Source organism: Nocardia sp. NPDC057272 (assembly GCF_042668615.1).
Taxonomy (GTDB): domain Bacteria; phylum Actinomycetota; class Actinomycetes; order Mycobacteriales; family Mycobacteriaceae; genus Nocardia.
The window spans coordinates 369,711-395,254 of record NZ_JBHUYK010000002.1; the positions used below are offsets into that span (position 1 = coordinate 369,711).

Here is a 25,544-nt window from a genome sequence, read left to right on the forward strand (position 1 = left end):
GGAACGATGGCGTCCCTGTCGATCGACCGACGCGATCGGTCACACCGCAACGATCTGCGCGCGTTCACCGTCGGCGTCGAGGAAGAGTTCGTGCTGATCGACCCCGCCACCGGGCGCCCTTGCCTGACCAACACCACCGTCGCGGCCGCCGGGACCGACGTCGAATTGCAGCTGGAACTCTCGCGATGCCAGATCGAAACCTGCACTCCCGTCTGCGCGAGCATCGAGGCGGTACACCGCGAGGTTCGGCGAGCCAGAGTCACGATCGTCGACGCCGCGGCTCGCTCCGGCTCGCTTCCGCTGGCGGTGGGGGTACCGATCTGGGGGCCGCCTGCCGGTTCCATCACCGACACGCCGAGATACCAGCGCATAGCCGAACACTTCAAGGCACTGGCCGACCAGGTGACCTGTGGTTGCCATGTCCATGTCTGTGTCCCCGAGCGCGACCTCGCGGTGCAGGTCAGCAATCACCTGCGTCGTTGGCTGCCCGCGCTGTTGGCGTTGACAGCGAATTCTCCGATCGCCGAGGGCACCGATACCGGGCACGCCAGTTGGCGCCACATGGTGTGGGCGCGGTGGCCCAGTGCCGGCCCACCACCGTATTTCCAGTCGGCAGCGCACTACGACGACATCGTCGCGGGACTCGCCGAAGACGGGCAGATCCTCGACCCGGCGATGGTCTATTGGGATGTCCGATTGTCGGCTCACCTGCCGACGATCGAGATCCGGATCAGCGACGTGCCCGCGACCGTCGTGGAAACGACACTGTTGGCGAGTCTGATACGGGCCCTCGTCATCACCTCGGTCGCCGCCATCGGCCGTGGGCACCTCGCCGATCCGATCGCCCGGACGCACCTGCGCTCGGCATGCCGCTACGCGGCCCGCCACGGGCTCTCCAGCCCACGATTCCCCACGACCATCGTGGGTCGGCACGATACCCGCCACGCCCTGACCCAATTGCTCTGCCACGTCCGTTCCGCCCTGGAGGAATCCGGTGACTACGAATTCACCCGCGATGCGTTGGCGGCAGTGCTCACCAGCGGCAACGGCGCCGTCCGGCAACGCGGTGCACTACGGGCAGGCGGCCTGGCGAATGTCTTCGCTGTGCTCGCACGACTGACCGTCGAAGGGTGCGAATAGACCGGCGATTCCCAGCGGAGCAGATGACACGACCGGCGAGTTGAGAGCGAGCAGGCGGGTGGATGATGCGCGACGACAATGAATCTGTGCAGATCGATCAGGTGATCGAACGCTTGATCGCCCGTTTCCCGGCAGAGCCACCGGCGGGGATCGAGCTCCTGGTTCGCCGTATTCATGAGCGATTCGCCGACGCCCGTGTCCGCGATTTCGTTCCGCTGCTCGTCGAGAAGGCCGCTGCGCAAACTGTCGGCGTCTACCCGATCGAGGTCACCGGTGAGGACCCGCACAGCTCCGAGGCGATGGCCACGATCTAGCGCGGTTTCACAGATCTCGATTCGCCGGCTCAGACCGGCGAAATGGGCTCGAACCCCAGGAGTTCATCCGCCCCGGCCCGCACGATTCCGGCACACGATTCGGGAACTTCGTTCCACGCGCCGGGAAGGTCGCGCAGCGGTTCGGAAACCACGAAACGGGTGTGGTCGCCGAGACGGTGCAGCACTTCCACCTCGGGGTGCAGCGCGCGCAGCTGAGCGATCTTCGTCGAGAAGAACAGCGATCTCGACTGACGTTCGCTGGAGTAGCGGAAGACCCACAGTGACTGTCCATCGGTCGTCGCGACCGTCATCTGGACCGGATTCTCCACCTGGTGCGCGCGACCTACGTCTTCGACGAATCCGACCGCGCGGGCGACCGCGCCGAGTGGATCTTCGGTGAGACCGAAGGTCAACGCCAGATAGAACAGTGTTTCCGAATCCGTCGATCCTTCGAGGTCGGGAAACAACGCCGGGTCGATCGCGGTGACCAAGTCACGGCGGACCTCGCGAAAGCCACGCAGTGCTCCGTTGTGCATCCACAGCCACCGACCGTGCCGGAACGGATGGCAGTTACTGCGCTGTACCGGCGTCCCGGTCGACGCGCGAATATGGGCGAACAACAACGGCGTACGGATCTGACCGGACACTTCACGCAGATTTCGGTCGTTCCACGCCGGTTCGATGCTCTTGAACACCGCGGGTTCTGCACCCTCCCCATACCAGCCGATACCGAAACCGTCACCGTTGGTCGTCGTGGCTCCGAGTCGGGAATGCAAACTCTGGTCGATCAACGAGTGCCGCGGCGTGAACAACAGTTCTTCCGCGAGGATCGGCTCCCCCACGTACGCCATCCATCTGCACATATATCCATTCAAGCAGACCGGATCGCCGATGTTAAGGAGTCGAATCCGACAGCAGTTTCGAATTCACCGCAATGAATTTCGTCTCCGCCAGTGCCCGATTGTGGCTGCCGGCCCGCTACCGGTGGAGTCTCGGCGCTACGCGCGTGACCGATGCTGTCGGCGAAGACCGCTTCCGGGTATTCCGCGATCCCGCAGGTCATACGTTCTGCCTCGTGTGGGGAATTACGGCCGGCGATACCTGAGCGATCGCTCGAGTTCGGAGACGCTGGAGCTCGCGACAAGCGCGTGGTGACGACACTCTTCTCACCAGATCGACCACTTCCGATCGCCGGACAGCGATTGGGCTCCGTCGCCGGGGGTAGGCGCACCGTATGACCACCACCGTGACAGGAGACCAGCGCCGATGATCGATATGCACCGTGTCGCCGAACTACCGAATACCGTTGTCCGCACCACCTTCCAGACCGGGGCTCGGTTGCGGCACGCACGGGTGTTCCACCCGCGCGGTGTCCGCCTCGCGGGCCGATTCCGTGCCACCAGCGCCTACGAGCCCTGGTTCGGACCCGGCGACCGCGCGGTCATCGCCCGGCAGTCGAAAGGTATCGGCAGCCCCGGCGGCGTGCCCGACGTACTCGGGCTGGCTTTCCGGGTACTCGATCGCAACGAACGTCCCTGGGACTTCGCGCTGGCGACCACCGGTCGCAGTGCGGTGGGCCGGTTCGTCATCACCCCCGCTCGCGCCTGGGCCACGGCCCGTTTCGGCACGCTGCTGCCCTACCGATTCGCCGACGCGTCACCGGTCTGGCTTTTCGCCGAACCGCTCGACACCGACGACCTGCCGAACACAGCGTCCCTGCGGGCCCTCGACGACCACCTCGACGACCGGGTGCTCCGGTTCTCGATCACCGCCGATGGCATCGGCCGCCCAGCCGAAACCGTCGGCGAACTCGATCTACGGCGGGCCGAGCCGGGCGAATACCGCACCGACTTCTTCGATCCGATCCTCAACCATCCTGCCGACGTCACCTTGATGCCTCGGGTGGTGAACTGGCTGCGCGAAAACGCCTACACCGGAAGCCGCCGCGGCCGCACCGACGACGGCGCCCAGCCCGCGATCTGATCGGCGAGCCGGTCACGTCAGCTCGGACGTGAATAGAAGTGGATTGTGGCGAACTGAGCATCCCGAACGATCGTCACCCCGGGGTAGTCGGGGCTGATGTCGCCATAGGGCGCGCTGGCGAACAGTTCGATCGCGTTCGCGCAATCGAACTTCCAGTCCTTGCGCTCGGTCGTCGGCTGGAATCCCAGCCGCTTGGTCAGCTCGGCGCAGGTAATCTTCTGCAGCGGTTGGGTATACGTCGAATCAGTGTAAATCGCCCGGTAGTCCGGGAAATGTTCCGCTGGTGCGACATAGCTGCCCGCGTAGCCGCACATCCCCGCCAACGGCGGGCACCCGAATCGGCGCATGCTGACCAACTCGAACGAGTCAGGTATCCAGATACTTCGCCGTTCCATGACCCGTCGCGCCTCCTCGGCGGAGAGGTCCTTGTCCAGTTTCGGTATGACAACGGAGGCGGCGCACCCCCACAAGAGCGCTCCACACGTCACGAGCGTGAGGACGGACCAGAACCACCGTAAATTCGGGCTTTTCGACACGACCTTCTCGCTTGTCAGTGGACACGTAGCCGGTTCGAGGCGGGAAAGTACTCGAAGGTGCCCTGGGCGCCGATCGCGACCAGCATACGTCGCTGCGGGGCCGGACCGTCGGCTCGCAAACTGCCTTGCCCGGCTCGGTGTTGCCAGTCGACGTGGCGCGAGCGGCACAGCGTCGCTCGGCCACGCCGACCGGCATGCCACCCGGGCGCTGCGCAGTCAGCCACCGAGCATCAGTGATTCGCAGTCGCGGTCTCGCCGGATCGGCGTCGTCGCACGTCAGCCCGCCAGGGCCTGGACCGGTACGCCATCGACCTCGTTGTCGACCTCCAAGGAGCCGACCACCACCCCGAGGGTCGCGAACCCAGCGCATGTTAGAACTGGACATATGCCGCATACGAGTCCTGTTGCCGCCTGGAAGACCCTCCGCGAGGGAAACGATCGCTTCGTCGAAGGACGACTGCAGCATCCCAACCAAGGCGCAGCGAACCGAACCGAACTCACCACCGGGCAGCACCCGTCCGCGATCCTGTTCGGGTGCGGCGACTCCCGAGTCGCCGCCGAAATCATCTTCGACCGCGGCCTCGGCGACATGTTCGTCGTGCGCACAGCCGGCCATGTCGTCGACGGCTCCGTGCTCGGATCGATCGAATACGGTGTCGAGGTCCTCAACGTTCCACTGATCGTCGTCCTCGGGCACGACAGCTGCGGTGCGGTCCGCGCGACGATCGACGCCCTCGATTCCGGCGCCGTGCCCGGTGGATTCATTCGAAGTGTCGTCGAACGAGTCACCCCGTCGATCCTGCTGGGCCGCCGCGAAGGACTGAGCTCCGTCGACGAACTCGAAGCACGGCACGTGGAGGAGACCGGCCTGTTGCTGACCCAACGGTCGAGCGCCATCGCCGAGAAGATCCAGGCCGGAAAACTCGCCATCGCGTGTGTCACCTACAACCTGTCCGAGGGAAGGGTCCAACTGAACCGGGTGATCGGCAACATCGGCGAACTCGAGTAGTCGCGGCGTCCGCATCGGATCCGCTACGGCGGCAACGTCTCTCAGTGCGGATCAGCCGCCGCCGCTCTCAACCGAGTCAGCCGATGAAGCGGGCCGAAGGCGATGCCCACGATCACGCTCGCGGTCCGAAGAACTCGGCTCGGGCGGCGGCGATACGTGCCTGGGCCTGTGCGGCGCCTTGGAAACTGACCACGGCCGATCCGCCGCCGGCGAGCCCCAGAGCGATGAGGCCACCGATCACCGAGAGGAGATTCGGCTCGGGGAGGATCCCCGTGTCGCTGGTGGGTCGGACCTGATGGGCGGGAACCGCCGCACCGCCACCGGGTGCGGGCGCGGCCGGTGGATCCCCTGCTCCGGCGGGGGCCGGTGACCGGGGTGACTCTCCGGCTCCGTTGGGAGCTGATCCGGCCGGCGGTGCGCCGCCGCCACCGCCCGGTGCGTCGCTGCCCGGTGCACTGCCGGGTTCGGCGGTGTCGGGCTGGGCGCTCTCGGACTCGGGGCTTGCACGGGGCGCCGGGGCTTCGGGGGCGGATTCTGGGGCAGGCGCCCGCGGTTCGGGTGCATTACCGGGGTTCGCGTTGCTGCCCTGGTTTCCGCCGCCGTTTCCCTGGTTGCCGTTACCGCTGCCGGGGTTCTGATTCCCGTTGTTGCCCTGGTTACCGCCACCATTTCCCTGGTTACCGTTACCGCTGCCGGGGTTCTGATTCCCGTTGTTGCCCTGGTTACCGCCACCATTTCCCTGGTTACCGTTACCGCTGCCCGGGTCCGAATTCCCGTTATTGCCGCCATTGCCGTGGTCTCCCGGACCTGCGACCAACCGAAGAGTGTCGCCGTCGGCGAATCCATCACCGCCGGGAACCTCGGTGGAGCCCAGTCCCTCGGTGACGCCGATCTTGTCCCTGGGGACAGCGGTCGGCTCACCAGCCGCAAGCCCGCCGAAGCCGAGCAGCCCCAGAGCGCCCACCGCCCCTGCCACCACGGCTGTCCGTCTCATCCGACCGACTGTCACGCGCCTCCGACCTGTCCTCGATAGCCCTGCTCCCACCATTGCGGTCGCATCCGGCTCCCCCCGCGTTACGCATCGCCGCGCCCGAGCACCCGGCAACCCGGCGGATCACACAGTTCGAGGAACCGAGTGAGTCAGGGAGGTCCCTGATGTGGAATCAGGGCTGTCGCCGGATGTCGTCGCCTCCGAGCCTGCCTACTGTCGACAGCAGAACTTCAGAAAAAGGGCGCTCCATGCGAAAACTTACCGCGGCACTCGCAGCCACCACCGTGTATGCGGCACTGGCGACCTTGGTGTTCTGCACCATGATCGCCGAAACCGTCTTCTTGTACCCGAACTACTTTCACGACATTCCGGCGTCATTGATCGTGGCCGACGAATTCACCGCCGTCGTCTCGGTCGGCAGCGTGATGCGTCCGCTGGGCGCTGCGCTGATGCTGACCGGCGTGGTCGCTGTCGCAGCCACTCTGTGGTCGAAGACATCACGAATCTGGACGCTTGCCTCGATGCTGTCGCTGGTCTCCGGACTGTTCCTGCTCTCAGCGCTGTACTTGTGGCCGCGGTGGACGGTTCTGTTCGATGATCGCGCGTTGTATACCGTCGACGAATTGCACCGCACGGCCCACGAAATCGGGGTCGCGCACTCGGTGCGTGTGGTGCTGGGAGCACTGACGGCGTTGTTCGCTGTCGTCGCGGCACTGCGGGTCTACCGCGACCGGATTCTGCAGGCTCAGTGCCAGCGCTCGGAATCGTGATGCCGAGGTGACCGGCCCCGATGACTCGATTCCCGGTGACCCGTCGATTCGTGGGATTCCGCAGGCCGGTGCCAGGCGTACGATCAGCGAACAACATGAGGCGGGGGCTTCCAGCGCGAGGTGATGTCGCATGTTCGATACCGATGTTCTGATCGTCGGCGCAGGTCCGGTGGGCTCGGCCGCCGCCGTTGAGGTGGTCCGGCGCGGCGTCCGGTGCCGGATCATCGACGCGCAATCCGATCCGCCGCGGTACGCGAAAGCGGTCGGCGTCCAGCCCCGCACGCTGGAACTGTTCGAGGCGATGGGCATCCTGCGCGAGGTCCTCGACGCCGCGATCCTGTTGCGCGGCCAGATCGTGTACGTCAACGGCGCCGAGACCGACCGCATGGATCTGGCGCTGCCCTCCGAGATTCCTTTCGGGTTTCTCGGACTTCCCCAATACGAGACCGAGCGGATCCTGCGCCAGCACCTGGAATCGCTGGGCACCCGAGTTGAGCGCGGAGTCCGCCTCGTCGGGTTCACCCAGGACGAGGACGGCGTCGCCGCCGTGCTCGCCGGGCCAGAGGGCGAGCACACGGTGCGGGCACGGTATCTGGTCGGCTGCGACGGTGCGCACAGCACCGTCCGCAAGACGCTGGGCCTGACGTTCGAGGGCGCGGCCTTCGCCGAGCAATACATGCTCGGCGATGTCGAGCTGGATTGGTCACAACCGCACGGCTACACCGTGCGGTCGATGCACCAGACCAACGGCGTCACCGACGACGTGCTGGTGTGTGTCCCGCTGCCCGGCCACCACCGCTACCGGGTGTCGATGCGGGTCCCCCCGGAACTGACGTCCGACAACTCCGTCGGCGGCGACAAGGTCGAACACGGACTCGGCACCGGGCCCGGACCTGCACTGGCCGATATTCAGGCGGTGCTCGACCGGCTCGCGCCCCAACCGACGACTGCCTCGCACTTGCGCTGGTCCTCGGTGTTCCGGATCAGCCATCGCATCGTCGACTCCTACAGTCGGGGAAGAGTTTTCGTCGCGGGCGATGCCGCCCACATCCACCCGCCCACGGGCGCCCAGGGCATGAACACCGGCATCCAAGACGCCCATAACCTCGCCTGGAAGCTCGCCCTGGCCGTCGCGGAGCTGGCCGCACCGACACTGCTGGCCAGCTACGACGCCGAACGCAGACCGATCGGCGAGGAGGTGGTCGGCCGCACCGTCCGCGACGCCCGCGACGGAATCGGTGCCGGCGAATCGGACCCCGAACGCGTTCTGCTCCGCGAGGCGCAACTCCTGATCGACTATCGCGACAGCCCTATCGTCACCGAATCCCCCAGCGGCGCACCGTCTCCCCTGGCGGGCAGCCGCGCTCCGGACGTGATCGGGCTGACCCGGGACGGCGTGACGTCGCCGTTCCGGCTCTTCACCTTGCTCACCGGCCCCGACCACACCGTGCTCTGGTACGTCGGCAACACCTGTGACACAGCCACTCTCACCGAAATCGAACGCCAGGTCGACCTGCTTCGAAAACTGACCGACGGCCACCTCGACACCTACCTTGTCGCGAGCCCCCGCGCCACCGTCGACCCGACGATCCTCCCGGTCATCCGTGACAGCGACGGCGACTTCGCCCGGCAGTATCACTGCGCCGCCGGCGCGGCCTACGTCGTCCGCCCCGACGGCTACCTCGGCTGTGCCGCCTCCCCTGCCGCCCCGGACGACCTCATTCGACATGTCGAGTCGACCTTCGCCCCGTCCCCCGAAAGTGTTCTGGGCACCGCCTGATTCGCCAGCCCAGCAACAACATTCCCTCGCCATGGCAAGAATGATCTGCCAGCGGGATGGAAGCGCGCGTACCGCAATTGGTGCTGCGTCACCGTTTCCGTTGCCAACTCTCCTGGCAGAACTTCGAACTCGGCCGAACTGCGCGCCCTTCGATCACTCCAGGACCCGGAGTTGAAGATCGACTGGAGCGCCCCGCAGCGCTGTGACTCCCGGGTGCCGGTGAGCTCAGTCAGGAGCTGCGGAATCGGCGCCGGTATTCGCGTGGACTCACGCCGAACGCTTCCCGAAATCGGGCCCGCAGGTTGGCTGGGCTTCCCAAGCCGGTGGCGAACCCGATCCGGTCGATAGGCAGGTCGGAGGATTCGAGGAAGGTTCTCGCCGAGTTCAGTCGTGCGGCGGTGATCCAGGTGAAGACCGATGATCCGGTCTCCTCGGTGAACCGGCGCGAAAAGGTGCGTGCGGACATGTTCGCGCGGTCGGCGAGAGCAGTGATGGAGTGTTGTTCGGTGAGATTTTCCAGTATCCAGGCGCGTATCTCGTTCAGGTCACTAGCCGGGTTCGGGCTTCGAGCAGGCTTGATGTATTGGCGTTGGTCACCGTCACGCACCGGCGGGGCGACCAGATATCGGGCCGCGTCGTTGGCGACAGTCGCGCCGAGGTCGCCGCGCACGAGGTAGAGGCACAGGTCGATGCCGCTGGTCACACCGGCCGAGGTGAGAACGCGTTCCCCCGTATCGACATACAGCTTGTCGGGCTCGACCAGGATGTCGGGATATTGCGCTCCCAGCAGCGAGCACGCACTCCAGTGTGTCGTCGCCACCCGCCCGCTGAGCAGTCCGGCCGCGGCGAGGGCGAAGGCTCCGGTGCACACCGAGGCGATCCGTGCGCCGCGTTCGTGCGCGAGGGCCAGCGCCTCCGAGAGCTCCTCCTGTGGTCGCTGGTCGAAGTCGGTGTAGCCGGGCACGATGATCGTGTCCACCGCGGCCAGGTTGGTGATCGACTCGGTGGGTTCGACCCGAATGCCCGTGGTGGAGGACTCGATCGGCTGGTCGTCGACGGTCACGATATCGAGCGTGTACGCCTCGGTCCCACGGAAGATCTCGGTCGGGATGGCCATGTCCAAGAAGTTCACGCGGCGAGGTGCGAGCACCGCTATGCGATGCGACGGGGCGCTCTGAACCGATCCGGTCATGGCGTAATCGTAGCGATACGTGGCAATCGTGCCACTGTTTCGCCTGGTCGGCTCAGCCTTAACGTGGTGCCGGGAACGCAAGGCCGCGCTTGAATGAACGAAGGAGACGATCATGGGTGAGCTCACCGAAGCGGCGGTGACCGAGATTCCGGGCACCGAGATCGCGCAAGCAGCAGTCGGTCTGGTGGCAACAGTGACCGAACCGGCGATCGCCAATCACAGCATCCGCAGCTACTTGTTCGGCCGTTTGGCCGCCCAACGGCTCGGCGCCGACCCCGGAAGGGACTTCGACCCCGACCTGTTGTTCCTGGCGACAGTGCTCCACGATGTCGGCCTCAGCGACTATGCCGACCGGCGGTACCGATTCGAAGTCGACGGCGCCGATGCTGCGGCGGAGTTCATGAGTGCGCGCGGCTACGCTGCGCCCGATGTCGATGCGGTGTGGGAGGCGATCGCCTTGCACACCTCTCCGCAGATCGCGACCAGAAAGAGCACGCTGTGCCAGCTGACCAGCACGGGAGTCGGCTGCGATTTCGACTGGGCTCCTGAGCTGATCACCGACGAGGAGGGCGCGGCAATCAACGCGGCGTTTCCGCGCCACAACATGGTGACCAGTCTGGTCGACATCATCGTCGAGCAAGCGCGCGACCGCCCGGAGAAGCAGCCACCGTTCTCCCCTGCGCTGATCTTCACCGCCGAACGACAGGCCGGTGCGACGAAGGTGGCCATGGAGATCGCCGGTGAAGCCGGTCGGTGGGGCAACTAGCCGGTGGGCGGGTCCGCAGGGGGATCGGTCGTCTTCACCGACCGAGGGCCGCCGGGACCGCGGATTCCGCCTCTTCCATCAACTCGTAGCGCCGGAGACCAGTTCGTCGCGCAGCGTTGCGCCGAGGTCTCCCCAACACCGTGTGATCAATCCTCCTTCGGTGCGGTACATCGCCAGTTCCTGGACGCGGATCACACGGCCGGTCGCGGCAAGTCCCCGGAACGGGCCCGTATGGGTTCCGACACCGAGCAGCCGCGCGGCGATCCATGTGCCGTCTACGAGCAGATGCCGCAGGTCCCACCGGTAGTCGGCGAATCCGGTCACGACCGCTTCGATCCCCGCGATGTAATTGTCGATGCCTTCGGCAGTCTCGGAGGCGATGACATCATGCGCGACGAATTCGTGGAGTTCGTCGAATCGGCGTGCGTTGCAGTGACTTATGTAGGTTCGATAGCGATCACTGAGGTCGCTCGCACTCATTTGTCGTGGCCTCCCACCGTCGATCGGTCAGCGATCATGTTCTGTGCGGTCGGGCACCGATGCTGGTGCCCGACCGCTCGGACGAATCAGCCTGTGCCACTGAGGTTATCCAGAGTCCGATCATGTCGGCGGTCTGATCGATCACCGCGTCGCGGTCCATGCCCTCTTCGTCCATCTTGACCGAGCGCAGCGCGGTGGAGAAGCCCGCGTTGAGCACGATGTAGGCCATGGTGTCGACGTCGAGGCCGTGGGTCGGACCGAGCGACTGGATCAGGTAGAGCTTGATGAGCATTCGCAACCGCGGTTCGAATTCGGGGATCCCGCTGCCGTAGAACTGCAGGTCGGCCACCAGGGCGCGCACGAGGGGGCCGTTGGCTACGAGTATTTCGACGCCGACACGGATGATCTCGGCAACCGTGTCGCGCCGAGGTTTGTCGGCGACCGATTTGGTGAGCAGCCGAGCGTATTGTTCCTCGGCCTGCACGAACAGGCTGTCGGTGAGTTCCTTGACGATCTCCTCCCGGTCGGTGAAATACCGGTACAGCGTGCCGATGCTCATGCCTGCTTCGGCGGCGATCCGGTTCGTCGAGGTGTTGCCGATACCTCGATCTCCGAAGAGCTGAGCGGCCACGTCGAGAATCCGCGCCTTGGTCTCCTTCGCGCGATCCTGCCGAGGGCGTTTGCGCTGTTGATCGGCGTGGGTTGGCATCAGGTAGACCTCGAGAGCAGGTGGAACAACAGTGAGCGACAACTCACACCGCCATGATCACGAAAACACCGGAATCGGTCAATCGCCACCCCGCAATCCGGGTGCCGCACTCCTGTTTGCACTTTCGGGCCCCGGGTAGGCCGCCACTGTACGAGTTGCAGCGCCTCGAAGGCGTGCAGCTGCGAACGAATCCAGTCTGTGGCGGCGACGCAGGCAGGCTGGGGAACGGAGTACTCGTGAGCACAGTAGCCGCAACTGTCGATGTAGACGTCCCGATCCGCACCGCCTACAACCAGTGGACGCAGTTCGAGACCTTTCCGCAGTTCATGGAAGGCGTCGAACAGGTCAGTCAAGTCGACGACCGACACACTCACTGGCGCATCCACGTCGGGCCGTCGACACGGGAATTCGACGCCACCATCACCGAACAGCACCCGGACGAGCGGGTCGCGTGGAGGTCCGACGATGGACCCAACCACGCCGGGGTGGTCACATTCCACCGTCTCGACGACACCCATACCCGGATCACCGCGCAAATGGATGTCGACCCGGAGGGTTTCGTCGAAACCGCCGCCGACAAGCTGGGCGTGCTCGAACACCGAGTGAACGGCGACATGAAACGCTTCAAGCAGTTCATCGAGAGCGAGGGCCGCGCAACCGGAGCTTGGCGTGGCGATATCCCGCGCCCCGACGCCGGGATCTGAACCGCGACGCTTTCCGGTGGAGCATTACAGGCCTCTGCGTTGGGCCTCGGGGGTAAGACCGGTAGCCGTGAAGATCGTCCGGCCGCCGACTTCCACCGTGTGATCGGCGACCGCTCGTAGTAGCGGCCCGACAAAGTCACGTCGACAACCACCGCCTGACTGCCGTGCTCGTCGCCGGCGAGCACGGCAGTCAGCAGTTCGCGGTGTCGTCGAGTTCGACGCCGAACCGGCCCGCGGCCGCCGCATCGAACAGAGCCAGGCACCCGAGCCGAACCCGTCCTTCCCTCGAGAGACGGCCCCGAACAAGGAGGTCACGCTATGGCGACCGCACAAACCGGACCACCCGCCACCTCATCCAGCCGCTCGGTGACCGAGCTGGTCGACGACGCCACCCAGCAGATCACCCGGCTGGTTCGCGATGAGATCCAGCTCGCCCGCGTCGAGATGCGGGGCCGTACAAAAGGAATCGCTCGCGGCGCCGGCATTGCCGGTGTCGGCGGGTTGCTCGCCTTCTACGGCGGCATCGCCCTCACGGCAGCCGCTGTCCTCGCCTTGGCGCTCGTCCTGCCTAACTGGGCCGCCGCGCTGATCGTCGGTGCGGCGCTGCTCCTGGTCGGCGCGGGTCTGGGACTGCTCGGCAAAAAGAATGTCACCGACGCCGCGCCGCCGGTCCCGCGAGAAGCGGTGCAAGGCGTCAAAGAAGACATCGAGATCGTGAAGGACGGGAGTAGACGATGAGTGATCCCAACGACCCGAAGGCTCTACGCAACGACCGCGAACAGGCACGTCAGGAGCTCAGCGAGACCGTCGCCGAGCTCGTCGACAAGCTGGACGTGCCCGCACGCGCGAAGGACAAGGTGCACGAGACGGCCGAGGTGGCCAAAGAGCGGGTCACCGCCGCGAAATATCAGACCCTCGCCGCCGGTGACCAGGCGAGGGACAAGGCAGAACAGGCGCAAGCCGTTGCCAAGGAGAAGACCCTGCAGGCAGCTGAGAAGGTCGAGTCCTCCGTTCCCGAGCCGCTGGCCGATCGAGGCAAACAAGCAGCTGGGGTGGCACGCCGGAACCCGGTGCCTGTAGCTGCCGGCGCGGTATCCGCGGCGGCACTGATCTGGTGGCTCGCACGGAGAGGGCGGTCATGAAGACGCTGTACCGTCCGCTCGGCATGATCGTCGGGGTGCTCGGCGGGATCGCCGCCGGCGCGGTGTTCAACCGTGTCTGGGGTGTGGTCGCTGGTGGCGAGGAACCGCCGTCGGCCACTGCCCGCGACCACACCTGGCGTGAGGTCCTGCTCGCCGCCGCACTGCAGGGTGCGATCTTCGGTCTGGTCAAAGCGTCCGTGGACCGTGCGGGCGCAACCGGCTACAAATCCCTGACCGGAACCTGGCCCGGCAATTAGGCGCGAGCCCGAGCTCCGAAGCTTCGGGCGTATTCGTCGGCTTCGGGGTCAGGGGAGGCGCGATGCTCCGCAGCCGGAATCAGAGCTCTTCGGTGTTCCGCAATGCTTCAGCTACCGCTTCGAGCCGCCGCTGAGCCCGGCTGGATAATCCGGCGGCGCACGTACACAGCCTGCGCAGACCCCGGTCTTGGAGGTCGGCGACAAGCTGGTTGTCGTGCGACACCATCGCCGCAGCGGTCTCGATATCACCATTTTCAGGAGTTCTGTCGAGCTGCTGAGCTGGACCAGAAATCGGCATGAGCGGTCTCCTCGTGTCCCGCACGGCAAGGCCACCGGCGCGGCGAAAGTTCTTCTGTTGGGGTGCACACGGAATTCCCTTCTCCGACAACATCAAACAGCCAGAAATCGACCCGAGATCGCAAACTTCGGGCTATTTTCCGGCGTGTGGACATACCCCGTTGGGCACCGCCGCCGCGCCTCGTGCGCGAGCAGTGTCCGCCACCGCACCGACCGAACGCCACAGCCACAACGACAGCGGCGACGCCGCGCGGCGGAATCCGTGCCGGGTGCGGAGCGCCGACGTGGTCAGCGCCAAGACACGACGGCCAGCAAATACTTGACTGATTCCAGAAAACGCGCAAAACTGCTGGTGTGCCCACGGACGCGGAGTTCCAGCAGATGCTGCGGGGAGTTTCTGTGCGGGTGACAGCACCGCGCGTGGCGGTGCTGAGCGCCGTGCACGCCCACCCGCACTCCGACACGGATTCGATCATCCGTGCCGTTCGGTCCCGTTTGTCCGCGGTCTCGCATCAGGCCGTCTACGACACCTTGCGCACGCTCACCACTGCCGGACTGCTCCGATGCATCCAACCTCGCGGCCTGCTGGCCCGCTACGAGGCGCGAGTAGGTGACAATCACCACCACCTGATCTGCCGAACGTGTGGCGCGATCGCCGACGTCGACTGCGCGGTCGGCGAAGCACCCTGCCTGACTGCCTCCGACGACTTCGGCTTCGTGATCGACGAGGCCGAAGTCATCTACTGGGGTCTGTGCCCCGAATGCGCGAACTCCGCGCCCAGCGAACACAACTCCGCTCCCAGCCTGTAAGACCCGTCCAGGAAGGAATATCGTGACCTCCGATAGCCGCCCACCCGCTCCTGACGCCGAAACTCTCAGCAACAGCGAGAGCGAGAACCCGGCGATCCCCTCGCCCACCGCGGACACCGACCACCGCCCTCACTCCAACAAGGACTGGTGGCCCGAACAGATCGACGTCTCGGTTCTGCACGCCCACTCGTCCAAGTCCAACCCGCTGGGCGAGGACTTCGACTACGCCGCAGCATTCGCCGAGCTCGACGTCGACGCCCTCAAAGCCGATATCGCCGCGGTCCTGACCGACTCCCAGGACTGGTGGCCCGCCGACTACGGCAACTACGGTGGCCTGTTCATCCGCATGAGCTGGCACGCGGCCGGCACCTACCGCATCGCCGACGGACGCGGCGGCGGCGGTCAGGGCGCCCAGCGTTTCGCCCCGCTCAACAGCTGGCCCGACAACGCCAACCTCGACAAGGCTCGTCGGCTGCTGTGGCCGGTCAAGCAGAAGTACGGCGACAGCATCTCCTGGGCCGACCTGCTCGTTTTCACCGGCAACGTCGCCCTCGAGTCCATGGGTTTCCAGACGTTCGGCTTCGGCTTCGGCCGACCCGATATCTGGGAGCCCGAGGAAGTGTTCTGGGGCCCGGAGGACACCTGGCTCGGCGACGAACGCTACAGCGGCGACCGTGAACTGTCGGGCCCGCTGGGCGCGGTCCAGATGGGCCTGATCTACGTGAACCCGGAAGGGCCCAACGGCAGGCCCGATCCGGTGGCCGCGGCACGCGATATCCGCGAGACCTTCGCTCGGATGGCGATGAACGATGAGGAGACCGCCGCCCTGATCGTCGGTGGTCACAGCTTCGGCAAGACCCACGGTGCGGGCGATCCGAGTCTGGTGGGCGCCGAGCCCGAGGCCGCGCCGCTCGAGCAGCAGGGTCTGGGCTGGAAGAGCACGCACGGCACGGGCAAGGGCAAAGACGCCATCACCAGCGGCCTGGAGGTCGTGTGGACGGCCACCCCGACCCAGTGGAGCAACGGCTTCTTGCAGAACCTCTACGGGTTCGACTGGGAACTCACCAAGAGCCCCGCCGGGGCCTGGCAGTGGAAGCCGAAAGACGGTGCGGGCGAAGGCCTTATCCCTGATCCGTTCGGCGGGCCCGCGCGCACCCCGACGATGCTGACCACCGACCTGGCCCTGCGCGAAGACCCGATCTACGGGGAGATCACCCGGCGCTGGCTCGAGCACCCCGAGGAGCTGTCCGAGGCGTTCGCCAAGGCCTGGTACAAACTCCTGCACCGCGATATGGGTCCGCTCAGCCGCTATCTCGGCCCGTGGGTGCCCGAGGCGCAGCTGTGGCAGGACCCGGTTCCCGCTGTCGACCACGCACTCATCGACGAACAGGACATCGCCGCGCTGAAGAACACAGTGCTCGCGTCCGGTCTGTCGGTCGCGCAACTGGTCAAGACGGCGTGGGCCTCGGCCGCGAGTTTCCGCAGCACCGACAAGCGCGGCGGCGCGAACGGTGCCCGGATCCGGCTCGAACCACAGCGCGGCTGGGACGTCAACGAACCCGCCGAGCTGGCGAAGGTGTTGCCGGTTCTCGAGCAGATCCAGCGAGATTTCAACGCCGCTGCCACCGGTGGCAAGGCGGTGTCGCTGGCCGACCTGATCATCCTGGGCGGTTCGGCGGCGATCGAGAAGGCAGCCGGCGACGCCGGTCATCAGATCACCGTGCCGTTCTCGCCGGGGCGCACCGACGCCACGCAGGAGAACACCGATGTCGACACCTTCGATGTGCTCGAGCCGCGGGCAGACGGGTTCCGCAACTATGTGCGTCCCGGCGAGAAGGCTCCGCTCGAGCGTCTGCTCCTGGACCGCGCCTACATGCTCGACGTGACAGCGCCGCAGCTGACGGTGCTGATCGGCGGCCTGCGCGCGCTCGGCGCCAACTACGGTGGCAGCGCACACGGTGTCTTCACCGACCGGCCGGGCGTGCTGTCGAACGACTTCTTCGTGAATCTGCTCGATCAGAGCACGGAGTGGAAGCCCTCGGAGTCGGCGGAGAACGTCTATGACGGTGTCGACCGGCGGACCGGCGAGAAGCGATGGACGGCCACCGCCAACGATCTCGTCTTCGGCTCGCACTCGGTGCTTCGCGCGGTGGCCGAGGTGTATGCGCAGAACACAGCGGGAGCGAAGTTCGTGAACGATTTCGTCGACGCCTGGGTCAAGGTGGTCGACAACGATCGGTTCGATCTGCGCTGACCTGCCGACCCGCCGACGATCGCACGTCGGCGCCCACGATCGAGCCGACCGGGTGTCCCGGTCGGCTCGATTCGTATCGAGCGCTTACTTGCCGAATTTCTGCTTCACCGCGTCTACGGCATCGCCGACGGTCGACTTCACCTCGTCGACCGCGCGCTTGACGCCCGCTCGAGCTGGTCGGCCTTGCCCTCGACACGCAGCTCCTCGTCGCCGACCGCGCGACACCCCGAAAGCGCACGGGACCGAGAACGAGACGACGATCACCCATAATTCGCCGTGACGATGTCCTGCGCGTCGGTGTCCATCACAGGAACAGCGGAGGAGGTGCCGTGTGACTACGACGTCACCCGCGACCGAGGCGGAGCTGGATGACGCGACCCTGGCAGGTCGGGCGCGTGACGGCGATGTCCGCGCATACGAGCAGCTGGTGCTGCGCTACCAAGGACCGATGTTTCGCCTCGCCGCCAAGATGCTCGCCGATCGCGCCGAGGCCGAGGACGTCACCCAGGAGGTTTTCCTCAAAGCCTGGCGAACGATCGCTCGGCTACAGGACGACGGCGCCTTCGCGGGATGGCTGTATCGGATGACGACCAACCGGTGTCTCAACGTCATCCGGGCCCGTCGCCCCGCCGCCGAGGTCGACCCCGAAACGACGGCCTCGACTCATCCCGACACCCGCCCCGACCACGCGACCGAGGTGAGCAGTCAGATGGCAGCGCTGACCGACGCACTGCAACTGCTCACGCCCGAACAGCGGGCCTGCTGGCTGTTGCGTGAAGTGCACGGCCGCTCCTATGACGAAATCGCCGAGATCGTCGGCGCCAACAGCACAGCGGTGCGCGGGCGGATCGCCCGCGCCCGAGCCCAACTGGCAGAGGTGATGAAGCCATGGCGGTGACCCACAGCACCGACAACGACTACCTGCTCCCGTGCGGACGCGGGCTCGAACAGGTGTGGGAGCGGCTCGACGACGGTGATATCGACCGGCACGAGTCGTCGTGCCCACACTGCGCCGCGGCCAGGGAAAGCCTGCTGACGTTGCGGACCGCCACCCGAGAACTCATCGAAGAACCCGACCCGCCGCCGCCGGACCTGTTCGGGCGCATCATGTCCGCCGTGCGCGCCGACGTGCGCCGCGGACGAACCCTCACCCTCGACACTCCGCACCCTGGTGCGGTCCTGGTGAGCGAACAGGCTGTCGCGGTGGTGCTGCGGTTCGCCGCCGACACCGTAGACGGAGTGCGGGCGCGCGGTTGCCGCGTGCAGAGCACCGACATCGACGAGGACGGCGACCAAGTGATCGCCGTGAGCATGACCCTCGCCGTCCGCCACGGCGGGCCGAGCATCGACGAACTGGTCTCGGTGGTGCGCGCGCGAGTGCGCGCCGCGGCGACCGCCCGCGTCGGCGTCGCGCTGAGCGCACTCGACATCACCGTGGTCGACATCTACGAGGAGAACCGGTGACCGGCACCCTGCCCGAGACCGAGCTGGTCGTCGGCGACGCCGTGATCGCCGGTGTCGCCGCCCGGGCGGCGCTGCTGGTGCCGGGCGTGGCGCGGCTCGAGCCCGGGGTGCTCGGCTTGGTCGGGCACCTGGCACGCACCGGCCGCCACCTGTGGATGGGCCAGGAACCGATCCCGTCCGCCGGTGTCCGGATCCGGCGCTCCGGTGGGCTTCTCGGCATCCAGGTCGACCTGGCTCTGACCGCGTCCGGGCAGGTCGGCGACGTGGGCCGGGCGGTGCAGCGAGCAGTCACCCGGGCGGTTGCCGAACACACCGGTGCCGACGTCGACGAAGTGACGGTCTGTGTCCTCGATATCGAGCCGGGGCGATCGTGATCAGTGAGTCCGCGTTGATCGACCGGATCGTGGCGGCGATCGACGCCGTTGCCGGGGTGTACCCCGCGGTCCCGATGGTTTTGCAGAACAGCCGGTGGTTGCCGTGGAACGCGGGCAGTGCCGCCGTCGACCTCGATGACACTGTGGTCCAGATCCGGGTCGTCGCCGCGACTCTGCCGCTGCGGCCGCTACTGCACGAGTTGGACGCCGCGATTCGGCCGTTGCTCGACCAGACCCCGTGGGCCGCTGCGCGATTGCGGGTCCATGTCGTCGATCTGCATACCGACGTGTTCATTTCCGAGAGCGACCCAGATCACGATCCTGGCCCGTGACGAAACGGGGGCCAGGTGTGTCCTACCAGTGTCAGTTCGACAAATGTTGCAGCACAACACAAGCGGGAGTAGCCATGACCAGCACGAGCACCGACACCACCAAAACCGTCGAGAAGGCGGCCGAGTCGTCCAACCGTAACGGCGCCCTGGTGACCGATCAGGGCACGACCAGCATCGCCGACACTGTGGTCCAGAAGATCGCGGGACTGGCTGCGCGCGAGGTGCGCGGCGTCTACGACCTCGGCGGTGGCACCGCCCGCGCGATCGGCGCGCTGCGCGACCGCATTCCGGGTGCGTCCTCCAGCATCGGCCAGGGTGTGTCGGTCGAGGTGGGCGAGAAGCAGGCCGCCGTCGATCTGGAACTCGTCGTCGACTACGGGGTGGCCATCGCTGAATTGGCGCGCGCGGTACGCCGCAACGTGATCACCGCCATCGAGCAGATGACCGGACTCGAGGTCGTCGAGGTCAACATCAACGTCAACGACGTCTACATCGAGGACGACGCCGATCAGCAGCCGCAGCAGCCGACGCGCGACCGGGTGCAGTGATATGAACGCCACCATGATCTGCCTCGTCATGGGGCTGTCCCTCGGCTTCGCCGCCGCCTTCGGCGGGCTCGGCGCATTCGCGGTCGTGCTGATCTTCGGTGGCCTCGGCCTGCTGATCGGGCGCTGGCTCGACGGTGAGGTCGATCTGTCCGGCCTGCTGCGCTCTGCGCAGGATCGGAGCCGGCGGTGACCGACACCGCCGAGTTGCCCGGCACGACGACGATCGACGAGCGGGTCGTGCGGCGCATCGCCGCACGAGCCGCGACCGAGGTGGACGGAGTGCAATCGCAGGTGCAGGTGAGCGCCCAGGTGATCGGTACCGGCGCCACTTTGCACGTCCGGTTGCCCATCCGCTACCCACTGCCGATCTCCCGCGTCACCGAGCAGTGTCGCGCGCATCTGATCGCCCGGACCGAGGAGCTGACCGGCATGACAGTGCCGCGAGTCGACATCGAGGTCTCGGCCATGGTGCCGGCACCGCCCGAGAGGAGAGTTCGATGACACGCCGCCCCCGCCGGGTCGTACCGGCCGTCATCGTCGCGCTCCTGCTCGCCGGCGCCGCCGTGCTCGTCGCGGTATCGCTGATCCAGCGACTGACCGGCACACGGGAGTGGGTGTCCTACGACAGTGTCGCCGCCCGGCTCCACGACACATCGTGGGGCAGCGTGTGGGTGCTCAGCGCGGGCATCGTCGTCGTGGTGCTCGGGCTGGCGCTGCTGGCTGCGGCGGCGTTGCCAGGCAAGCCGGTACTGCTCGCGTTGGAACCCGGTGACGGTGTCGACGCCGGCATCGCGCGCCGTAGTCTGCGGGACGCGCTCGCCGACGCCGCGGACGGTGTCGACGGTCTCGACAAGGCTCGGGTCCGGTTGCGCCGCAGCAAGATCCATGTCACCGGACACACCCACCACACCGTGGAGCGGACGGCACAGGAAGTCGGCCAAGCCGTCGCGACACGGTTGGATCGCATCAAGCCCGCCCATGTCCCCCGCCTGCGCACCAGTCTGCGCACGATCGGTCACGGAGGTGAGCGATGACCAGCGCCAACCGGCCCGCCCGCCTGAATCGGGGTCTGCTCGGACTACTCGGCATCCTGCTCGTCGCGGCGGGCGGTCTGCTGATCACCGCGCATTTCGGGGCCTTCGGGCAGGGCTCACGTGAGGCGGCCGTGGTACCCGGTACCGAGGAACCGCCGCGCCTGGTCCTCTACCTCGTGATCGCCGGCGCCGTGGTGCTCGTGCTGGCCGCCTTGCGCTGGCTGGCCGCCCAGTTCACGCGACTACCCAAGAGCGCTGTGTGGCAGGTCGGGGCGGCGGACGGCCTGGGACGCACACAGCTGGTGTCGAGCACAGCCGCCGAACCGGTGGCCGTCGATGTCGAGACCTATGCCGGAGTCCGCTCGGCCACCGCCCGGCTCTCCGGCAATGCGCTCGCACCCGAACTGCACCTGCTGGTCACCACCGACCCCACGGCAGATCTGACCGCATTGCGGCGCCGGATCCTCGAGCACGCTGTCGCGCGGCTGCGCACGGCATTGGACCTCAGCGCCATTCCCGTAACGGTCGAATTCCGGATCGCCGATCGCGGGCGTGCGGCACGCGCGCGATAACGCCCGTCAGCTGTCGAGACCCTCATCCAGCGGGTGCGCGAAGGCGTGCGGTTGGCCCGGAGTACCCGCCCCCTCGGCCGCGCGCGTCGTAGGTGAGGCGGCTCCGGAGAACCCCCTTCAGCGAAATGCCTTGTGCAGTCAGGAGTTACCGCCCGGCCGCCGAATCTGCCGCAGATTCGCTGGTCGGAGCACGTTATTAAATGTTTCTTGAGAGAGTGCACCGGCTGCGACGACCACGTCTGCCGCCTGATAGCTTGACGGATACGAATATCGGATTCTGCAAAGACCCTCGCGGCGCCGGTGCGGGACCGTGCGCAGGATCAGAACCTTGCTTGTCCGCTGGGTCGACCCGTTCACGCGGATGTGTGCTTGATCAGGAGTTTGCTTTGTCCGGTGCTAGAAATCTGAATTCCGCAATTTCGCAGCAGCGTCAACTCGGGGCAGGCCAGTCCGGTGAGCGCAGGTGAGCGCACCGGATTCGTGGTACCCGGCGCCGGCTCAACACGGTCCGTTCCTTTCGCCGCAAGAATTGCTCGCCGCGATCAACGGGGGCGCCGACTGTGATCAGCCGCTCGCCCGCTGGGCTCGCACCCTCGGGTCGTTGTATCGGGACTGGCTGGCCGAACCGTCCGCCGTATGGGTCGGTCGCCAGATCGCGGAGGTCGCGCACACCATCGATGTGTGGATCACCGCGCAGCTTCCGCGGCCACGCCCCGGCGCTCCGCGTGGAATCGACACGGTGGGCGGGGTGATCGGCAGAGTCGCCGAAGCCGCCACCTATGCCCACTGGGCGCTCCACAACGCCGAGGACGCCCAGCGACATCGAGCCTGGCACCATCTGGCCGAGATGCGCGAGGGCTACGAGGACCTGGTGCGGTTGGTCCTGGACGGTTCGGTCAACCTGCCGAAGTCGTGGCCCACTATCAGCTGGCCGGCCGCGGCGACATAGAACTCCGCTCGGTCTCCCCGTTTCGAAGCGACGCGCCAGGGTCGGATCAGTCCGGCGGTTCCTGCGCGTGCTCGGTCTCGGCGATTTCCGGTGCACGTTCGCGGGTAGCCATCCCACCGTTCTTGCCCTGATCGGTGGGGCCGGGCCGGCCGCCTTCAGGTTCGGTGTCTTCGTCGTCATGGTCTTTCGGTCGGGACATGCCTCGCTCCTTCGACTGAGGTTCGCTGTACTCACTTCCGCGCAACGCCGACCAGGGCGTTACCCGATGTCGCGGTGACGGCGGGAACTCAGCTCACTGTCGAGCGAATCACTCGGGTGCGCCGGGTTCCTGGTCGACTTCGTCTGCCGCGTCGACCGAATTTCCTGATTTTTTGTCGGCGCCGATGCCGGGCGCCGACCCCGCCGCTTGCGGTGCCGAACCGGGAACTACATCGTGCCGTGGCTCGTCCGTGCCCGCATCTCGCGAGGCGTCGGAGGTATCGCCGGATGCTGTCATTGCCCTTCCTTCCTCATCGAGCCGTCGTCGCTTCGAACTACCCCGAAGCCATACGGGCAAACCGGCGCGGTCCGGACCGAAGAACGTCGAGCCCGACGATGATGGTGGAACCACAGAACCCGCGTGCCTAGATCGCCGTTGGAGCACCCGTCGCGACGACGGTCGCCACTTCTGGCGCGAATCCACCTCCGGCCGGCGACAACGGCCAATCCGTGGCGAGACGAAACCTTGCGCCGATCATCGCGACCGCATTCAGCACCGCGTCTACGCCGTCCCAACCTCTCGCGATCGCGCAGGTTTCGCCGTCGACCCGAAACAGGCACAGCATGCCGTCCCCGCCGACAGCCGGGACAGGTCGGCAGATGGCAATCGTGTGCCGGTCGCCGGCATGGGTGATCGTCTGCGTCGCCACAACATCGGCGCCGTCCACTGCATCGGGGCGATCACCAGCGGGTGGTACCGGAAAGCCGAGATTCGCCGGGACGACAAACCGCGCCGACGCGCCGCGATTCGCCTGCGCCAGCAAGTCACCGATCTCGAGTAAAGCCCGGTAGAGCGCCGCCAGCGAATCGGGGCCTTCGGTGGTGCGCCGCGTGTCCGCCAGCCGATAGGCGCACTCCACCTTTCCGCCAACCGGTCGCGGCCGACTGACCTCGATGGCCACGATCTGGCCGCCTTCGGTGACGCGCCGGGACAAGATCGGTACTTCGACGGTCTTTCTCACAACGCCTCCCACTCATGGCATCCACGCGGGCTGCCGCGGATTTTCCTAGCGCAGTAGTACTGAGGCGGATATGACTCAGCCGCGCAGAGATCGGTGCTCGAACCGACGCCAGATCCGGGTGGGCTGCAGCCACATGCGAAGTCCCCACGAGCCCAACAGAGCCGAAAGGAACATGTGCAGGCAAAAGGCGATGACGACGAGCTCTGCCCCGTAGTCGCGGGTCCACTCCCCCATTGCCGAGGACGCGATGCATCCCGCCGCCACGAGCACGAACGACACAATGACGGCCAGCGGCGCCAGTGGCGCCAACTCGTCGCCGCGTTCCTCCGAGATGCCGCGCGGACCGTCGCGATGCTCCTGTAGCACGAACCGATTATCGAAGTGAGCTCTGATGTAGACCATGAATCCTCCCACCCGGCTACCCCAGCCGGACCATTTCTCTTATGCGCCCGTTCATTCCCCCTATAACGACGATGAGCTCACCCGAGATTTGCGGTCGCCGCAATCGGTGCCGCGATCTCGATGACCCATAGAGTGCCAGATGGTGGAAGTCGATGGAAGCAGAAACCGAAATTCCCGCACCTCGCGAAGGGCCGTTATTTATCGGTGACAATTGGCCGTTTTCCCTGATACCAGGTCACACGCGGCAAGCAGGGCGCTTCACGCATCGGGCAGGCAAGAATTTCACCGGCGTAGTTTATGCAATCGTGACAAATGTCGGCACGACACGACTTCGAGCAGCTTGTCACGCTATTTGCTTCCCGATGGAATCCCGAGTCCGAATCACACTCGGCACTTCCAGCATGAATTGACATTCACTTGCGTTGCCACTTGCACACCGGCGCACCTCGAACACAATCCACCGACCCGAGGCAGTGATAGCGGCCAGGCATCGACATCCGCGCCGACCCCGAGAGAACAGCACCGAACAAATGCGTGCGCGGACAGTCAATTGCGCCCGGTCGGGGTTTCGACCTCGTCGACATCCTTGTCGAAACGTAGACCTCGCCAACTCGGATGCCGCAACCGGCCGTCGCCGGTCCATTCCGTGAACGCCACTTCCCCGACCAGTTTCGGCTGCACCCACGAGACCCCGTCCGGGGTACGGCCGATGCCCGATATCGGCGGATCGGTGCGGTGCAGCGGTGCGAGCTGTTCGAAGAGGTCGGCGAGCATCGCGGTCGTGAATCCGGTGCCCACACTGCCGGCGTATTCCAGGCTGCCGCGATCATCGGGCACGGCGACCAGCAAGGATCCGATCTGCCCGGCACGGCGACCGGCGCCCTTCTTCCAGCCGATCAGCACGACCTCTTGGTGAGTGACATTCTTGACCTTTGTCCAGGCGGGGCTGCGCTGCCCGGGCAGGTACCAGCTGTTGCGACGCTTACAGATGATGCCTTCCAGCCCGAGTTCCTGCGAGACCGCCAGGGCGTCGGCGGCGGGACCGGGGAGCAAGTGCGGGACCCGCCAATGCGAGCGGGTCAACCTGAGATGTTCGAGGAGCTCGCGTCGCTGGGCATAGGGCAATTCGATCAGCGACCGGTCGCCGATGTGGAGAAGGTCGAAGATCATGTAAGTCGCCGGAGTCGATTGCGCGAGGGCGCGGATAGTGGCCGGATTGCGCTGATGCATCCGCGGCGCCAATGCCTGGAACGAGGATCGGCCCGCGTGTTCGATCACGATCTCGCCGTCGACCACGAACCCGGGCTCGGCGGGGGCGAGCCCGGACAGCTCGGGCCAGGCGACGGTGATGTCGTTGCCGTTGCGCGACTCGAGCCGCAATTCGTCGTCGATATAGGCAATGGCCCGGACGCCGTCGTATTTCACTTCGTATGCCCAGCGGTCATCGTCGGCAGGTAGATGGCCCGCCGTGGCCAGCATCGCGGCATAGTGCGGCAATCGGGTCATACAGGCCTC

The 25,544-nt window shown here is 66.3% G+C and carries 36 protein-coding genes; 24 read left to right on the top strand and 12 right to left on the bottom strand.

Annotation, left to right across the window (positions count from 1 at the left end):
* The first annotated feature begins 6 nt into the window (after positions 1-6).
* Both ACFULV_RS04710 and ACFULV_RS04715 read left to right on the top strand, forming a co-directional pair.
* Complete coding sequence (locus tag ACFULV_RS04710; protein ID WP_378653165.1) at positions 7-1,140, top strand: glutamate--cysteine ligase; 1,134 nt, start codon at positions 7-9, stop codon at positions 1,138-1,140.
* Between the two features lie 86 nt (positions 1,141-1,226).
* The gene (locus ACFULV_RS04715) at positions 1,227-1,454 is read left to right on the top strand and encodes a three-helix bundle dimerization domain-containing protein (protein WP_378653167.1); all 228 of its coding nucleotides are present in this window, start codon (positions 1,227-1,229) and stop codon (positions 1,452-1,454) included.
* A gap of 29 nt (positions 1,455-1,483) precedes the next feature.
* Here the strand turns inward: ACFULV_RS04715 and ACFULV_RS04720 are convergent, their stop codons facing one another.
* Positions 1,484-2,305, bottom strand: a complete 822-nt coding sequence (locus ACFULV_RS04720) for a class II glutamine amidotransferase (RefSeq protein ID WP_378628576.1) — start codon at positions 2,303-2,305, stop codon at positions 1,484-1,486.
* A gap of 83 nt (positions 2,306-2,388) precedes the next feature.
* Here ACFULV_RS04720 and ACFULV_RS04725 point away from each other — a divergent pair, with 83 nt between their 5' ends.
* Positions 2,389-2,559, top strand: coding sequence for a VOC family protein (locus ACFULV_RS04725; protein WP_378653170.1), 171 nt, complete (start codon positions 2,389-2,391; stop codon positions 2,557-2,559).
* A gap of 161 nt (positions 2,560-2,720) precedes the next feature.
* Positions 2,721-3,437 (top strand): phosphodiesterase, encoded by a 717-nt coding sequence (locus ACFULV_RS04730; RefSeq protein WP_378653173.1) that lies wholly within the window; start codon positions 2,721-2,723, stop codon positions 3,435-3,437.
* Between the two features lie 17 nt (positions 3,438-3,454).
* Here ACFULV_RS04730 and ACFULV_RS04735 read toward each other — a convergent pair whose 3' ends face one another.
* Complete coding sequence (locus ACFULV_RS04735; protein ID WP_378653175.1) at positions 3,455-3,832, bottom strand: hypothetical protein; 378 nt, start codon at positions 3,830-3,832, stop codon at positions 3,455-3,457.
* 526 nt (positions 3,833-4,358) lie between these two features.
* Here ACFULV_RS04735 and ACFULV_RS04740 point away from each other — a divergent pair.
* Positions 4,359-4,982, top strand: a complete 624-nt coding sequence (locus ACFULV_RS04740) for a carbonic anhydrase (RefSeq protein WP_378628569.1) — start codon at positions 4,359-4,361, stop codon at positions 4,980-4,982.
* Positions 4,983-5,094: 112 nt separating this feature from the next.
* On the opposite strand, the gene ACFULV_RS04745 is transcribed toward ACFULV_RS04740, so the two are convergent.
* Positions 5,095-5,976 carry a hypothetical protein gene (locus ACFULV_RS04745; protein WP_378653178.1) on the bottom strand — a complete coding sequence of 294 codons (882 nt, stop codon included), beginning with the start codon at positions 5,974-5,976 and terminating at the stop codon, positions 5,095-5,097.
* Positions 5,977-6,221: 245 nt separating this feature from the next.
* Here ACFULV_RS04745 and ACFULV_RS04750 point away from each other — a divergent pair, with 245 nt between their 5' ends.
* On the top strand, positions 6,222-6,743 hold the full coding sequence (locus ACFULV_RS04750; protein ID WP_378653181.1) for a hypothetical protein: 522 nt from the start codon (positions 6,222-6,224) through the stop codon (positions 6,741-6,743).
* 130 nt (positions 6,744-6,873) lie between these two features.
* Complete coding sequence (locus ACFULV_RS04755) at positions 6,874-8,523, top strand: FAD-dependent monooxygenase (RefSeq protein WP_378653183.1); 1,650 nt, start codon at positions 6,874-6,876, stop codon at positions 8,521-8,523.
* Between the two features lie 229 nt (positions 8,524-8,752).
* Here ACFULV_RS04755 and ACFULV_RS04760 read toward each other — a convergent pair whose 3' ends face one another.
* Positions 8,753-9,715: a GlxA family transcriptional regulator gene (locus ACFULV_RS04760; RefSeq protein WP_378653185.1), complete on the bottom strand. Its 963-nt coding sequence runs from the start codon at positions 9,713-9,715 to the stop codon at positions 8,753-8,755.
* A gap of 112 nt (positions 9,716-9,827) precedes the next feature.
* On the opposite strand from ACFULV_RS04760, the gene ACFULV_RS04765 reads away from it, so the two are divergent.
* Positions 9,828-10,481, top strand: coding sequence for an HD domain-containing protein (locus ACFULV_RS04765; protein WP_378653187.1), 654 nt, complete (start codon positions 9,828-9,830; stop codon positions 10,479-10,481).
* Positions 10,482-10,559: 78 nt separating this feature from the next.
* Here the strand turns inward: ACFULV_RS04765 and ACFULV_RS04770 are convergent, their stop codons facing one another.
* Positions 10,560-10,961 carry an ester cyclase gene (locus ACFULV_RS04770; protein ID WP_378653189.1) on the bottom strand — a complete coding sequence of 134 codons (402 nt, stop codon included), beginning with the start codon at positions 10,959-10,961 and terminating at the stop codon, positions 10,560-10,562.
* A gap of 34 nt (positions 10,962-10,995) precedes the next feature.
* Positions 10,996-11,670 carry a TetR/AcrR family transcriptional regulator gene (locus tag ACFULV_RS04775; protein ID WP_378653191.1) on the bottom strand — a complete coding sequence of 225 codons (675 nt, stop codon included), beginning with the start codon at positions 11,668-11,670 and terminating at the stop codon, positions 10,996-10,998.
* Between the two features lie 236 nt (positions 11,671-11,906).
* Between ACFULV_RS04775 and ACFULV_RS04780 the strand changes: the two genes are divergently transcribed.
* The 4 genes from ACFULV_RS04780 (at position 11,907) to ACFULV_RS04795 (ending at position 13,773) form a co-directional block, all read left to right on the top strand.
* Positions 11,907-12,374 (top strand): SRPBCC family protein, encoded by a 468-nt coding sequence (locus ACFULV_RS04780; RefSeq protein WP_378628559.1) that lies wholly within the window; start codon positions 11,907-11,909, stop codon positions 12,372-12,374.
* Positions 12,375-12,692: 318 nt separating this feature from the next.
* The gene (locus tag ACFULV_RS04785) at positions 12,693-13,112 is read left to right on the top strand and encodes a phage holin family protein (protein WP_378653192.1); all 420 of its coding nucleotides are present in this window, start codon (positions 12,693-12,695) and stop codon (positions 13,110-13,112) included.
* Positions 13,109-13,516 carry a DUF3618 domain-containing protein gene (locus tag ACFULV_RS04790; protein WP_378653195.1) on the top strand — a complete coding sequence of 136 codons (408 nt, stop codon included), beginning with the start codon at positions 13,109-13,111 and terminating at the stop codon, positions 13,514-13,516. The genes ACFULV_RS04785 and ACFULV_RS04790 overlap by 4 nt, the downstream gene beginning before the upstream one ends.
* Positions 13,513-13,773, top strand: coding sequence for a DUF4235 domain-containing protein (locus ACFULV_RS04795; protein WP_378653197.1), 261 nt, complete (start codon positions 13,513-13,515; stop codon positions 13,771-13,773). Before ACFULV_RS04790 ends, ACFULV_RS04795 begins: the two co-directional genes overlap by 4 nt.
* A gap of 79 nt (positions 13,774-13,852) precedes the next feature.
* Here the strand turns inward: ACFULV_RS04795 and ACFULV_RS04800 are convergent, their stop codons facing one another.
* Positions 13,853-14,071, bottom strand: coding sequence for a hypothetical protein (locus tag ACFULV_RS04800; RefSeq protein ID WP_378653200.1), 219 nt, complete (start codon positions 14,069-14,071; stop codon positions 13,853-13,855).
* Positions 14,072-14,451: 380 nt separating this feature from the next.
* Here ACFULV_RS04800 and ACFULV_RS04805 point away from each other — a divergent pair, with 380 nt between their 5' ends.
* From ACFULV_RS04805 to ACFULV_RS04860, 12 genes are all read left to right on the top strand, one after another.
* Positions 14,452-14,880, top strand: a complete 429-nt coding sequence (locus ACFULV_RS04805) for a Fur family transcriptional regulator (protein ID WP_378629990.1) — start codon at positions 14,452-14,454, stop codon at positions 14,878-14,880.
* Between the two features lie 22 nt (positions 14,881-14,902).
* Entirely contained in the window at positions 14,903-17,134 is a 2,232-nt protein-coding gene (katG, locus tag ACFULV_RS04810) for a catalase/peroxidase HPI (protein WP_378653202.1), read from the top strand.
* Positions 17,135-17,465: 331 nt separating this feature from the next.
* The gene (locus tag ACFULV_RS04815; protein WP_378628550.1) at positions 17,466-18,032 is read left to right on the top strand and encodes an RNA polymerase sigma factor; all 567 of its coding nucleotides are present in this window, start codon (positions 17,466-17,468) and stop codon (positions 18,030-18,032) included.
* A complete protein-coding gene (locus ACFULV_RS04820) occupies positions 18,023-18,598 on the top strand; it encodes an Asp23/Gls24 family envelope stress response protein (RefSeq protein WP_378653204.1) in 576 nt (191 codons plus the stop codon). The genes ACFULV_RS04815 and ACFULV_RS04820 overlap by 10 nt, the downstream gene beginning before the upstream one ends.
* Positions 18,595-18,972 (top strand): Asp23/Gls24 family envelope stress response protein, encoded by a 378-nt coding sequence (locus ACFULV_RS04825; protein ID WP_378628547.1) that lies wholly within the window; start codon positions 18,595-18,597, stop codon positions 18,970-18,972. The genes ACFULV_RS04820 and ACFULV_RS04825 overlap by 4 nt, the downstream gene beginning before the upstream one ends.
* Positions 18,969-19,304, top strand: a complete 336-nt coding sequence (locus tag ACFULV_RS04830; protein ID WP_378653206.1) for a hypothetical protein — start codon at positions 18,969-18,971, stop codon at positions 19,302-19,304. The genes ACFULV_RS04825 and ACFULV_RS04830 overlap by 4 nt, the downstream gene beginning before the upstream one ends.
* Before the next feature lie 74 nt (positions 19,305-19,378).
* Entirely contained in the window at positions 19,379-19,852 is a 474-nt protein-coding gene (locus ACFULV_RS04835; RefSeq protein ID WP_378653209.1) for an Asp23/Gls24 family envelope stress response protein, read from the top strand.
* A 1-nt stretch (position 19,853) separates the two neighbouring features.
* Positions 19,854-20,042, top strand: a complete 189-nt coding sequence (locus ACFULV_RS04840; protein ID WP_358114335.1) for a hypothetical protein — start codon at positions 19,854-19,856, stop codon at positions 20,040-20,042.
* On the top strand, positions 20,039-20,353 hold the full coding sequence (locus ACFULV_RS04845) for an Asp23/Gls24 family envelope stress response protein (RefSeq protein ID WP_378628541.1): 315 nt from the start codon (positions 20,039-20,041) through the stop codon (positions 20,351-20,353). Before ACFULV_RS04840 ends, ACFULV_RS04845 begins: the two co-directional genes overlap by 4 nt.
* Positions 20,350-20,886, top strand: a complete 537-nt coding sequence (locus ACFULV_RS04850) for a DUF6286 domain-containing protein (protein WP_378653212.1) — start codon at positions 20,350-20,352, stop codon at positions 20,884-20,886. Before ACFULV_RS04845 ends, ACFULV_RS04850 begins: the two co-directional genes overlap by 4 nt.
* Positions 20,883-21,458 (top strand): alkaline shock response membrane anchor protein AmaP, encoded by a 576-nt coding sequence (locus ACFULV_RS04855; RefSeq protein ID WP_378653214.1) that lies wholly within the window; start codon positions 20,883-20,885, stop codon positions 21,456-21,458. The genes ACFULV_RS04850 and ACFULV_RS04855 overlap by 4 nt, the downstream gene beginning before the upstream one ends.
* Before the next feature lie 463 nt (positions 21,459-21,921).
* The gene (locus ACFULV_RS04860) at positions 21,922-22,407 is read left to right on the top strand and encodes a hypothetical protein (protein WP_378628534.1); all 486 of its coding nucleotides are present in this window, start codon (positions 21,922-21,924) and stop codon (positions 22,405-22,407) included.
* Positions 22,408-22,453: 46 nt separating this feature from the next.
* Here the strand turns inward: ACFULV_RS04860 and ACFULV_RS04865 are convergent, their stop codons facing one another.
* From ACFULV_RS04865 to ligD, 5 genes are all read right to left on the bottom strand, one after another.
* Positions 22,454-22,606 carry a hypothetical protein gene (locus ACFULV_RS04865; RefSeq protein ID WP_378653219.1) on the bottom strand — a complete coding sequence of 51 codons (153 nt, stop codon included), beginning with the start codon at positions 22,604-22,606 and terminating at the stop codon, positions 22,454-22,456.
* Positions 22,607-22,714: 108 nt separating this feature from the next.
* Complete coding sequence (locus ACFULV_RS04870) at positions 22,715-22,903, bottom strand: hypothetical protein (RefSeq protein WP_378653221.1); 189 nt, start codon at positions 22,901-22,903, stop codon at positions 22,715-22,717.
* Positions 22,904-23,030: 127 nt separating this feature from the next.
* Positions 23,031-23,627 carry a hypothetical protein gene (locus ACFULV_RS04875; RefSeq protein WP_378653223.1) on the bottom strand — a complete coding sequence of 199 codons (597 nt, stop codon included), beginning with the start codon at positions 23,625-23,627 and terminating at the stop codon, positions 23,031-23,033.
* A 75-nt stretch (positions 23,628-23,702) separates the two neighbouring features.
* Positions 23,703-23,993, bottom strand: coding sequence for a hypothetical protein (locus ACFULV_RS04880; protein WP_378653225.1), 291 nt, complete (start codon positions 23,991-23,993; stop codon positions 23,703-23,705).
* 582 nt (positions 23,994-24,575) lie between these two features.
* Positions 24,576-25,535, bottom strand: coding sequence for a non-homologous end-joining DNA ligase (gene ligD, locus ACFULV_RS04885; RefSeq protein ID WP_378628525.1), 960 nt, complete (start codon positions 25,533-25,535; stop codon positions 24,576-24,578).
* Between the last annotated feature and the right edge of the window lie 9 nt (positions 25,536-25,544).